At 36.2% G+C, this 11,472-nt stretch carries 12 protein-coding genes, 3 tRNA genes, 1 pseudogene and 1 riboswitch; of the genes and pseudogenes, 10 read left to right on the top strand and 6 right to left on the bottom strand.

Features of this window, described 5'->3' with window-relative positions; translation table 11 throughout:
• Positions 1 to 5 precede the first annotated feature (5 nt).
• The 10 genes from DW269_RS05545 to DW269_RS05500 are packed head-to-tail and all read left to right on the top strand — an operon-like array spanning position 6 to position 8,350.
• A complete protein-coding gene (locus DW269_RS05545; RefSeq protein WP_117458887.1) occupies positions 6 to 944 on the top strand; it encodes an acetyl-CoA carboxylase carboxyltransferase subunit alpha in 939 nt (312 codons plus the stop codon).
• A complete protein-coding gene (locus tag DW269_RS05540) occupies positions 937 to 1,857 on the top strand; it encodes a beta-ketoacyl-ACP synthase III (protein ID WP_117458886.1) in 921 nt (306 codons plus the stop codon). The genes DW269_RS05545 and DW269_RS05540 overlap by 8 nt, the downstream gene beginning before the upstream one ends.
• A gap of 10 nt (positions 1,858 to 1,867) precedes the next feature.
• Positions 1,868 to 2,803, top strand: a complete 936-nt coding sequence (locus DW269_RS05535) for a nitronate monooxygenase (protein WP_117458885.1) — start codon at positions 1,868 to 1,870, stop codon at positions 2,801 to 2,803.
• Positions 2,800 to 3,837, top strand: a complete 1,038-nt coding sequence (locus tag DW269_RS05530; protein ID WP_117458884.1) for a nitronate monooxygenase family protein — start codon at positions 2,800 to 2,802, stop codon at positions 3,835 to 3,837. Before DW269_RS05535 ends, DW269_RS05530 begins: the two co-directional genes overlap by 4 nt.
• On the top strand, positions 3,834 to 4,757 hold the full coding sequence (gene fabD / locus DW269_RS05525; RefSeq protein WP_117458883.1) for an ACP S-malonyltransferase: 924 nt from the start codon (positions 3,834 to 3,836) through the stop codon (positions 4,755 to 4,757). Before DW269_RS05530 ends, fabD begins: the two co-directional genes overlap by 4 nt.
• Complete coding sequence (gene fabG / locus DW269_RS05520; protein ID WP_117458882.1) at positions 4,744 to 5,496, top strand: 3-oxoacyl-[acyl-carrier-protein] reductase; 753 nt, start codon at positions 4,744 to 4,746, stop codon at positions 5,494 to 5,496. Before fabD ends, fabG begins: the two co-directional genes overlap by 14 nt.
• A gap of 10 nt (positions 5,497 to 5,506) precedes the next feature.
• The gene (gene fabF, locus DW269_RS05515) at positions 5,507 to 6,757 is read left to right on the top strand and encodes a beta-ketoacyl-ACP synthase II (RefSeq protein ID WP_117458881.1); all 1,251 of its coding nucleotides are present in this window, start codon (positions 5,507 to 5,509) and stop codon (positions 6,755 to 6,757) included.
• A complete protein-coding gene (gene fabZ, locus DW269_RS05510) occupies positions 6,744 to 7,172 on the top strand; it encodes a 3-hydroxyacyl-ACP dehydratase FabZ (protein ID WP_022424954.1) in 429 nt (142 codons plus the stop codon). The genes fabF and fabZ overlap by 14 nt, the downstream gene beginning before the upstream one ends.
• Positions 7,172 to 7,840 (top strand): biotin--[acetyl-CoA-carboxylase] ligase, encoded by a 669-nt coding sequence (locus tag DW269_RS05505; protein WP_117458880.1) that lies wholly within the window; start codon positions 7,172 to 7,174, stop codon positions 7,838 to 7,840. Before fabZ ends, DW269_RS05505 begins: the two co-directional genes overlap by 1 nt.
• Before the next feature lie 54 nt (positions 7,841 to 7,894).
• Complete coding sequence (locus DW269_RS05500; RefSeq protein ID WP_006504267.1) at positions 7,895 to 8,350, top strand: MarR family winged helix-turn-helix transcriptional regulator; 456 nt, start codon at positions 7,895 to 7,897, stop codon at positions 8,348 to 8,350.
• Positions 8,351 to 8,637: 287 nt separating this feature from the next.
• Here DW269_RS05500 and thiD read toward each other — a convergent pair whose 3' ends face one another.
• From thiD to DW269_RS05475, 6 genes and pseudogenes are all read right to left on the bottom strand, one after another.
• Positions 8,638 to 9,417, bottom strand: coding sequence for a bifunctional hydroxymethylpyrimidine kinase/phosphomethylpyrimidine kinase (gene thiD, locus DW269_RS12955; protein ID WP_226793264.1), 780 nt, complete (start codon positions 9,415 to 9,417; stop codon positions 8,638 to 8,640).
• A 51-nt stretch (positions 9,418 to 9,468) separates the two neighbouring features.
• Positions 9,469 to 10,038 (bottom strand): annotated as a pseudogene (thiE, locus tag DW269_RS12950) (thiamine phosphate synthase); the annotation flags it as partial.
• A 4-nt stretch (positions 10,039 to 10,042) separates the two neighbouring features.
• Positions 10,043 to 10,843, bottom strand: coding sequence for a hydroxyethylthiazole kinase (gene thiM / locus DW269_RS05490; protein WP_233502437.1), 801 nt, complete (start codon positions 10,841 to 10,843; stop codon positions 10,043 to 10,045).
• Between the two features lie 33 nt (positions 10,844 to 10,876).
• Positions 10,877 to 10,977, bottom strand: a riboswitch (TPP riboswitch).
• A 246-nt stretch (positions 10,978 to 11,223) separates the two neighbouring features.
• Positions 11,224 to 11,306, bottom strand: a tRNA-Leu gene (locus DW269_RS05485).
• Between the two features lie 7 nt (positions 11,307 to 11,313).
• Positions 11,314 to 11,389, bottom strand: a tRNA-Lys gene (locus tag DW269_RS05480).
• 5 nt (positions 11,390 to 11,394) lie between these two features.
• Positions 11,395 to 11,470 (bottom strand) — tRNA-Thr (locus DW269_RS05475).
• Positions 11,471 to 11,472: the final 2 nt, after the last annotated feature.

The following is an 11,472-nucleotide window of genomic DNA, read 5'->3' as shown; positions in this document are numbered from 1 at the left end:
TTTATATGTCTTTAAAGGAAAAGGAAGAAAAGATTGCGGAGCTAGAAAAGAAGCTTGCAATCATTAAGAATGATAGAGAAATAGATTCCAGTAAGATTGAAGAAACAATCAATGATTATAAGAAAGAGACATATTCACATCTTTGTGCATATGATCGTGTTTATCTTGCGAGAAAGCCTGAACGTTCTCATATACATGAGTTTATTGATCATGTGTTTGATGAGTTTGTAGAAATGCGTGGTGATCGTTATTTCAAGGATGATCAGGCAATTGTCGGTGGTATTGGGATGTTTAATAACATGCCCGTCACAATTATCGGACATCAAAAAGGAAGAAGCATTGATGAAAATTTAAAGTGTCAGTTTGGTATGGCAAGTCCTGAAGGGTATCGCAAAGGGATGCGTTTAATGAAACAGGCAGAGAAGTTCCATCGTCCTATTATTACTTTTATTGATACTCCGGGTGCTTATCCTGGTATTAGTTCTGAAGAGAATGGTATTGGTGAAGCGATTGGTCAGAGTCTGATGATGATGAGTGATTTAAAGGTTCCTATTATTGTGATTATTACTGGTGAAGGGGGAAGTGGTGGTGCTTTAGCCCTAAGTATCGGTGATCACTTAGCTATGTTAGAGAATGCGGTTTATTCTGTTTTATCTCCTGAAGGTTTTGCATCTATTCTTTGGAAGGATGTAAAGGGAGAACGCATTGAAGAAGCATGTGAAGTCATGAAGATGACAGCTGAAGATTTATATCATTATGGGATTATTGATGAAATCATCAAGGAACCTCTAGGTGGTATGACTACAAATCCTGTCGCTGTATATAGAAATATACGTAAGGTGATTAGAGAACAGTTAGATATTCTAGTCCCAATGGATGTAAATACTTTAATACGCAAGAGATATAACAGATATCGTAAGATTGGAGAATGGAAGAATGGATAAAGGTATTTCTGTCATCGATACAGGATATTATGTACCTGAGAATGTACTGACTAATGATGATCTATCAAAGATAGTTGATACGAGTGATGAATGGATTTACCCCCGCACTGGTATCAAGAAACGTCATATATGTAAAGATGAAACACTTATAGATATGGCTTATAAGGCATCTTTAAAGGCATTAAACAACATCAATAAAGAAGATATTGGAATCATTATTGTGGCAACAATGTCTTCTCCCTATAATACCCCTTCTATTGCCTGTCTCTTACAGGAACGTTTAGGTTTAAATAATAATGTATTTGCGTTTGATTTAAACGGGGCATGTAGTGGGTTTGTCTATGCATTATCAGTGGCACGTTCATTACTTTATACAAGTGATAAGCGTTATGCCTTAATTATTGGTGCTGAACAGCTTTCAAATCTCATTGACTGGAAAGATCGTACAACATGCATCTTGTTTGGTGATGGGGCTGGTGCTGTTGTCGTAGAGAAAGAAAATAAATTATTTTGTGATTATCAAGGATCAGAAGGCAATGAAGAAGTGCTTTATGGTTTAAAGAATGATTATTTACATATGGAAGGTAAAGAAGTATTTAAGTTTGCGACAAGAGTTCTTCCTATGTGTATAGAGAAAGTATTAGAGAAAGCATCACTTACTAAAGATGATATTGATTACTTTGTGGTGCATCAGGCGAATGAAAGAATTATTCGTCATGTCTATAAGAAAATGAAAATAACATCGGATAAGTTTTATCTGAATGTCGATGAATATGGTAATACATCTGCTGCAAGTATTCCTCTTGTACTTGGAGAGATGAATGAAAAGAAGTTATTAAAAAGAGGTATGAAGATACTCTGTGTTGGTTTTGGTGCAGGACTAACTTATGGTGCCAATCTGATAGAGTGGTAAGGAGAAGACTATGTGGTTAAATGAAACATTAAAGATTAAATACCCTCTTATTCAGGGTGGTATGGCTAATATTGCGACAGGTGCTTTTGCGGCAGCTGTATCTAATGCAGGTGGTTTAGGACTTATTGCAGGTGGTGGTATGTCTCCTGAAATGTTAAGAGAAAATATCCGTGAAGCAAAGAAACTTACTGATAAGCCTTTTGGTGTTAATTTGATGTTATTACATCCTCAAGCAGGAGAAATGGCTGATATTGTGGTAGAAGAAAAAGTACCTGTTGTTACAACAGGTGCTGGTAATCCAGGTATTTATATTAAGAAATGGAAGGAAGCAGGTATTATTGTGATGCCTGTAGTCCCTAGTGTTGCCCTTGCGAGACGTATGGAAAAAGCAGGTGTGGATGCCGTTATTGCGGAAGGAACTGAATCTGGTGGTCATGTAGGAGAATTGACTACTATGGCTTTAGCACCACAGGTAAAGGCTGCAGTGAATATTCCTGTGATTGTTGCAGGTGGGATTGCAAGTGGTAAACAGCTTCTTGCAGCAGTTGCACTTGGTGCTGATGGTGTACAGGTTGGTACTATTCTTCTTGCAAGTACAGAATGTCCTATTCACCAGAACTATAAGAATGCGATTATTAAGGCAAAAGATACTGATACAACAGTAACTGGACGTATTGCTGGAACTCCTGTACGTATCTTAAAGAACAAGATGGCACGTACTTATATTAAGAAAGAAAAAGAAGGAGCCGAAATGATGGAACTAGAGAAGTATACATTAGGTTCTTTAAAACGCGCTGTATTTGAAGGTGATGTAGAAACCGGTTCTTTAATGAGTGGTCAGGTAGCTGGTATGGTGCATGAAGAAAGAAGTCTTAAAGACATCATTGAAGGTTTATTTAAAGAATATGAAGAAGAAAAGAAGCGTGTGATGGAGGTTCATCTATGAAAATAGGATCACATTCTTTATCTCTCCCTTTAATTCAGGGAGGAATGGGTGTTGGTGTTTCCTTAAGTTCTTTAGCTGGAAATGTAGCTAAGAAAGGCGCAATGGGTGTTATTTCTACAGCTCAGATTGGTTTTAAAAAGCCTTCTTTTCTTAAAGATACAAAGAAAGCGAATCTAGAAGCGATTGATGAAGAAATCAAACGTGCTAAAGAGATTTCAAATAATAACGGCATGGTAGCAGTCAATGTCATGGTAGCCTTAAGTGATTATGAACAGCATGTCAAACAAGCTGTTAAGAGTGGTGTAGATGCGATTATTTCTGGAGCTGGTTTACCATTAAAGCTTCCTGAATATGTGGATGAAAAGACTGCCATTGCACCTATTGTATCTTCTGGTAAGGCTGCACGTTTGATATTAAACAAATGGAAACGTCAATATGATCGTACAGCTGACTTTATTGTGATTGAAGGATATAAAGCAGGTGGACATCTTGGATTTAAGAAGGAAGAACTATTAGAGAATACATGTGCTTCTCTAAAGGATATCTTGAAGGATGTTAAAGAAGTTGTAAAAAGCTTTGAAGAGCTATTTAATCATTCTATTCCAGTCTTTGTAGCTGGTGGCATCTATACTAATGAAGATATTAAAGATATGTTAGAAGCAGGTGCGGATGGTGTTCAGATGGGTACACGTTTTATTGGTACTTATGAATGTGATGCTTCAATGGAGTATAAGAATTATTTTATTAATGGTAAGAAGGAAGATATCAAAATTGTACAGTCTCCTGTTGGTATGCCAGGACGTGCTTTTATGACACCTTTTATGGAAAAGACACATCCTATCAAGAGATGTTTTAGATGTATTGCGAGCTGTGATATGAAGTCTATTCCTTATTGTATTACTCAGGCTTTAATTAATGCGGTGAATGGTGATTGTGAGAATGGTCTTGTATTTACTGGCACAAACGGATATCGCATTGACAAGCTTGTACATGTAAGTGATCTGATTGATGAATTAATGGAGGGTATTGTATGAAACTCGGTTTTATCTATGCAGGACAAGGAACACAATATGTAGGTATGGGACAGTCTTTTTATGAAAATGATGAAGACTGTAAGAACCTATTAGATAATGTGAAATTAGATTTTGATTTAAAGGATATCATGTTTAATAGTGATGAAAAGACTATTAGTACTACACGTTTTACTCAGCCTGCAATGGTAGCTGTTGCCAATATGGCGACTCTTCTTTTAAAGAAGAATGGTATTACACCTGATTATGTATGTGGTTTATCTTTAGGTGAATACAGTGCTTTAAGTGCAGCAGGTGTATTTGATCCTGAAACAGCAATCCAGGTTGTAAGAGAAAGAGGTCTCGCAATGGAAAAAGCAGCTGAAGGTGTTGAGAGTGCCATGATGGCTATTCTTGGACTTGAACGTGAACCATTACTTGATATATGTGTTGGCTGTGATGGGTATGTTTCTATTGCGAACTATAACTGTCCAGGACAGTTAGTTATTGCAGGAGAAAAGAAAGCAGTAGAAGAAGCTGGTCAGAAGGCATTGGATCATGGTGCAAGAAGAGCTGTACCTTTAAATACAAGTGGTCCTTTCCATACATTGTTATTAAAGGATGCAAGTGCAAGACTTCATGAAGTATTTAAAGATGTTACATTCCATGAAATGAATGTACCAGTAATCTTCAATTGTACTGGTAAGGTATTAGAAGATTGCAGTGTTCAGGAGATGTTAGAGAAACAGGTCATGAGTCCTGTATATTTTGAAGATAGTATTCGTACTATGCTTAATAATGGTGTGGATACAATTATAGAGATTGGACCTGGTAAGGTATTAAGTGGTTTTGTCCGTAAGATTGATAGAAAAATCAAGACATATCAGGTAGAAGATATGGCTTCTTTACAGAAGTGTGTGGAGGCATTAAATGAAACTAAGTAATAAGGTTGCCCTTGTCACTGGGGGGTTAAAAGGTATTGGACGTGCGACAGTGATGGAACTTGCCATGCAGGGTGCAGATATTGCATTAAATTATCGTGCAAGTGAAAAGAATAAAGTATTAGCTGAAGAATTAGTAAAAAAGCTTAAAGATCTTGGTAGAGATGTATTATGTGTTGAAGGTGATATTTCTCATGAAGAGGATGTAGAAAACATCTTCAAGAGTATCAAGAAGTATTTTGGACATCTTGATATTCTTGTGAATAATGCAGGTATTACAAGAGATCAGTTAATTTTAAGAATGAAAACTGAAGACTTTGATGCCGTTATTAATACAAATCTTAAGGGAACTTATTTATGTATGAAGCAGGCAAGCCGTTTAATGATGAAACAGAAGTCTGGCCATATTATTTCTTTATCTTCTGTCGTAGGTGTGATTGGTAATGCCGGACAGGTCAACTATGCAGCAAGTAAAGCAGGTGTCATTGGTATGACAATGTCTCTTGCGAGAGAATTAGGTCCTAGAGGTGTGACTGTGAATGCAGTAGCTCCTGGATTTATTGAAACTGATATGACAGAAGTATTAAGTGATGAAGTAAAAGAAGGTTTAAAGGCATCTATTCCTTTAGGTACACTTGGGCATGTAGAAGATGTCGCAAAGACAATCGCATTCCTAGCAAGTGATGATGCAAAGTATATTACAGGACAGACCATTCATGTAGATGGTGGAATGGCTATGTAAGGAGGAGCTTATGACAAAACGTAGAGTAGTAGTTACAGGTATAGGAACAATTAATCCTATTGGACATAATGTAGAAGAAACATGGAAGTCTATTGAAGAAGGAAGATGTGGTATTGCGCCTATTTCTTTATTTGATACAAAAGGTATGAAGGTCACTCTTGCAGGTGAAGTTAAAGACTTTGATGTCACAAAGTATATTGATAAGAAAGAAGCGAAGAAGATGGACCGCTTTATCCAGATGGGGATGATTGCATCTCACGAAGCAATGCTTGATAGTGGTCTTGATATCAACAACATTGATTCTCATCGTTTTGGAGTGATTGTATCAAGTGGTATTGGTGGTTTAGGTTCTATCGAAAAGAACTATCAGACAGGAGAAAAGAGAGGTTTTGATAGAGTATCTCCTTTCTTTATTCCTATGACTATTTCTAACTTAGCAGCTGGTCATATTGCGATTGCTTATCATGCGCAAGGGTTATGTACCTGCCCAGTAACTGCATGTGCAGGTGGTACAAATGCGATTGGTGATGCATTTAGAAATATTCGTGATGGTTATCAGGATGTCATGATTGCGGGTGGATGTGAAGCATCTGTAACTCCTTTAGGTATTGGTGGATTTACTTCTATGAAGGCTTTAAGTGATGCCGCTGATCCAAACCGTGCTTCTATTCCTTTTGATAAAGAAAGAAATGGTTTCGTTATGGGTGAAGGAGCAGGTATTCTTATTCTTGAAGAATTAGAACATGCCTTAAATAGAAGTGCGCATATTTATGGTGAAATGACTGGTTATGGTGTAAGCTGTGATGCCCATCATATTACTGCCCCACTTCCTAATGGTGAAGGTGGTGCCTATGCCATGCAGAATGCATTAGATGATGCAGGTATCAGTTATGATGTGATTGATTATATTAATGCGCATGGTACTTCTACTCATTTAAATGATTTATGTGAAACTGAAGCGATTAAATCAGTATTTAAGGAACATGCATACAAACTTGCAGTAAGTTCTACTAAAGGTCATACAGGACATTGTTTAGGAGCTGCAGGAGGTATTGAAGCAGTACTATCAGTATTAGCCTTAAAGCATGACTTTATTCCTCCTACTTTAAATTATCAGGTAAAGGATGAAGAATGTGATTTAAATGTAGTACCAAATATTGGTGTTAAGAAAGATCTTCATTATGTCATGAGTAATTCATTAGGTTTTGGTGGACATAATGCAAGTATTATATTCAAGGAGTATGACAATGGAACTAAATAGTAATGAAATTGCGAAAATTAATCCTCATCGTTATCCATTTGCGCTTGTAGATCGTATTACTGATTATAAGCCAGGAGAATATGCGAAAGGCATTAAGTGTGTCAGTGTGAATGAAATGCAGTTTATGGGGCATTTCCCAGAGCACCATGTGATGCCAGGTGTATTAATTGTAGAAGCTTTAGCACAGACTGGATGTATTGCGATATTAAGTCAGGAAGAACATCAAGGTAAGATTGTCTTCTTTGCAGGAATCAATAAATGTAAGTTTAAAGGTCAGGTCATTCCTGGAGATGTGATGGAATTAGAATGCACACTCACAAGAATGAGAGGTAAGATCGGTATTGGTGAAGCAAAAGCAACAGTCAATGGTAAAACTGTTGTACAGGCTGAACTCACTTTTGCGATTGGTGACTAATGAAATATATAGAATTTGAAGAAATTGATTCTACTAATACGTATATTCATGATCATTATCAGGAATTAGATGATGATACAATTGTCCGTGCACATTATCAAACTCATGGTCGAGGACGTTCTAATCATATCTGGGAGGCAAATAAGAATGAACAGCTTCTCTTTAGTTATTATATGAAACAGAACGTGGATCCTTTAAAAGTGTCTGCCATTATGGCTTATGCGATTGTGACAGTTCTAAGAATGAAACAGATCAATGCATTCATTAAGTGGCCAAATGATATATATGTAAATAATCAGAAGATTGCAGGTATTCTTGTAGAGACGATTTATGAGAATACTTTACAGGGTATTATTATTGGGACAGGGTTAAATATTAGTAAGGGTTCTTACTATTCTCTATCTGATGTAATAAATCATCCTATTGATAAAGAAAAGCTGATGTTAAATATTATTGATACATTTAAGAATATGCTTCATATGCCTTTTGCATCTTTATTAGATGGCATGAATCGTCATTCTTATTTAAGAGGTAAGACAATTCCCTATAAAGAGTATGGTTTAGTGAAATTCTTATATTTAGATGAGAATTGTCATCTTGTGATAGAGGATGAAAACAAGAAAAAACATACGATTCTCTTAAATGAATTATCATTAGGTCGTATATAATTAGTCTTCTCAAATATGTGATAAAATTGTAGAATAGAGTCAAGGAGTGGAATTATGGACGCGAAAAAGAATAATTTAATGGATTCTATTAATACAGTTTTCAAACTCGCCATTAAAGTACAGGAAGATTATATTAAGTATAGTCCTTTTCCTGAATTATCAATGAATGAAATGCATATTATAGAGGCTGTAAGTAAGCAGCAGTTTCCTACTATGACAAATGTTGCAAAGACATTAAAGGTAACTGTAGGAACATTAACTACTAATGTGAAGACTATTGTGAATAAAGGTTTTCTTACAAGAGAACGTTCTTCTGCAGATCATCGTGTCACATATCTACGTATTACTGATAAGGGATATCAGGCATTAGAGGTTCATAATCAATTCCATAGAGAGTTATCTGACCTCTATAGTCAGCATATTCCTGATGAAATGATTGGCTGGGTATATGATACAATAGAAAACGTCATAGAAGACTTAAAAGAATACCAGAAAAAACTTAACAAATAATATAACCCCCTATAGAAGTTAATTCTTCTATAGGGGGTTCTTTTAACTTAATTTATTTCATTTTAACTTTGCGAATGTTAATGTGTAAATTTTTAAGTTAAATAAAAAAATCCTCCAGATGATACATCTAGAGGATATTCATAAGATGTGCCCACCTTCAAGTAATAGATATATTACTCGAAGAAGCAAAATAAATAATATGAGTATAAACCACGCTTTGAATTCTTTCATGCCCTTAACCTCTTAAAAGAGATTATACCAGACAGTTATGGAATTATTGTGTACTTTTAGATATTATAGCCATGATCCATAGGACCACTTCCCTGACCTAAATCTAACATGGCACCTATTGCACCAGAAAGATATGTTTTAGCATTTTTAACTGATTCTTCTAGTGTATAGCCTTTAGCCAAGTTGGATGCAATCGCACTTGATAAAGTACATCCTGTACCATGTGTATTACTGTTGTCTATTCTATGTCCTTTAAACCAAGTACCCTTTTCACCATTGTATAAGTAGTCATTGGCATCATTTAATTGATGTCCACCTTTGACTAATACAGCGCAATGATATGTGTCATAGATCTTCTTAGCCGCTATTTCCATATCTTCTACAGTCTTAACTTCCATATCAGTGAGTACTTCTGTTTCTGGAATATTAGGAGTAATGACTTCAGCAATAGGAAGTAATTCTTCCTTTAATGTAGAAATAGCTTCATCACTAATAAGCTTTGCGCCACTTGTCGCAACCATGACTGGATCTACCACAATATGCTTCGCATCATAATGTTTCAACATTTCTACAATAGTATGAATAAGTGCTTTAGAAGACACCATACCAATCTTAACAGCTTCAGGATAGATATCATCAAATACAGCACGAATCTGGCTTTCTAAGAACTTTGGAGTAACATCCATAATATCTGTCACACCCGTTGTATTCTGGGCTGTGAGGGCTGTAATAGCGCTCATACCAAATACTTTATTAGCAAGCATTGTCTTTAAGTCTGCTTGTATTCCTGCACCACCACTAGAGTCACTACCGGCAATAGTTAAACATGTATGCATTGTTTCATAAAGTGCATCTACACGCTTCTTTAAATCAATAGTAGCCTGTTTGATATTCTTCTGACCAAATAAAGCACTAATAACCGCAATACCATCAATACCTGTATCTTTAAGTAATAAGCAGTTATCATAACTAATTCCACCAATGGCTACCATTGGAAGATCCACTGTTTCAGTCATTTCTTTTAAACGCTTGATACCTAATACTTCTGCATCATCTTTAGAAGATGTAGGGAAAATAGCCCCTACACCTAAATAGTCTGCACCTTGTTCTTTCGCAATTCTTGCTTCTTCTATAGTATGTGCACTCACACCAATGATCTTATCTGGTCCAAGTATTTCTCTCGCCTTCACGCAAGCCATATCATCCTGACCTACATGAACACCATCTGCATCTATTTCCTTAGCGAGCATGACATTATCATTAATAATAAATGGTACATCAAATAAACGACATAGTTCTTTAATATTCTTTGCTTCTTCATAGAAAGAGGCTTCATCTAGGTCTTTTTCTCTTAGCTGAAGACAAGTAGCACCACCCATTAAAACATCTCTTACCTGCTCATAGAGAGTCTGTTCTCCTGTCCAATGACGATCAGTCACAGCATAGAGTCTCAACATATCATTATTGAACTTCATATTTACCACTCTTTTCTAATTCTTCATCAGTCATATTGAATAATGCATCAATTAAATAAGTACGAAGTGTTGCATTACCTTCGCCTTCTTTTAATTTAGATGCACCAATTTCACCCGCAATACCCATGGACATAACAGCTGCTGCAGCACTATCTACACTATTTTCTACTGTTAAGAAACAGCCTAAGATACCTGATAACATACATCCAGTACCAGTAATGGCACTCATTTCTTTACATCCATTATTGATCATATAGCACTTATTACCATCTGTGACATAATCTACAGGACCAGTCACAATAATAATTGTATTCAATTCTTTTGCGAATGCTTTGATATCATCAATGAGATCATGTGAGTTCTTCTGATCTTCCACAGATGCATCTACACCTTTAGTATGACCTGTACCAGCCATTAAAGTCTTGATTTCTGAAACATTCCCTTTGATAGCATCAAAATGAATCTGTTCTAATAGTTCTTTACATGTATTAGTACGTAAATCAGTCGCACCAGCACCTACTGGATCTAATACAGTAATATGATGACATGCATTAGATGCCTTACCTGCTTCAAACATAGAAGCAATCTTCACTTGATTAAGAGTCCCAATATTAATATTTAATGCATTACTGATAGAAGTCATCTGAGCCACTTCTGTGATCTCATCTGACATAATAGGACTACCACCAATTGCAAGAATCGCATTGGCTACATCATTCACTGTTACATAGTTAGTGATGTTGTGTACTAATGGTTTTACTTCTCTTAATTTCTTAATGTAGTTCATATTCTTTTCCTCCATAAAAAAGAGCACGCTGAAAGAAGGTGCTCATAAAATTCCTACGTTGGCATTATCCAAATCAGGTTTCATGGTCAAGACTTATGTCTACTCTCAGCAAATTAGCTCCCATTTCAATTATAATAATATGTTAAAACAATCAGTCATGAAATACAAGGGATTTCATGACCATATACATATTTACTACTCTATCCTAGAGTATTATAATATACACATCATTCTGTTATAGCTTCCCAAAATATATGAGATACTAATGAGCTTCCCCTCATCAAATTCTCTTCTATAATGGAATGTAATCTACCATTTTGGTAGATTTTTTATTTTTAGGCATAAAAAAACACCGAATACTTCGGTGTTTGCATTCAGAATGGTGCGGGTGACAGGACTTGAACCTGCACGCCGAAGCACTAGATCCTAAGTCTAGCGTGTCTGCCAATTTCACCACACCCGCATCAAGATGGTGACTCGCAGGGGATTTGAACCCCTGACCCTCTGATTAAAAGTCAGATGCTCTGCCATCTGAGCTAGCGAGTCACTAATGGTGCCGACTAGAGGACTTGAACCCCCAACCTACTGATTACAAGTCAGTTGCTCTACCAGTTGAGCTAAGTCGGCAA

Origin of the sequence: Catenibacterium sp. AM22-6LB (assembly GCF_003435615.1) — a bacterium.
In the GTDB taxonomy this organism is placed as follows: Bacteria; Bacillota_I; Bacilli_A; order Erysipelotrichales; family Coprobacillaceae; genus Catenibacterium; species Catenibacterium mitsuoka_A.
Note: the sequence above shows the minus strand (reverse complement) of the source record. Positions and strands in the feature narration are given on the sequence as shown.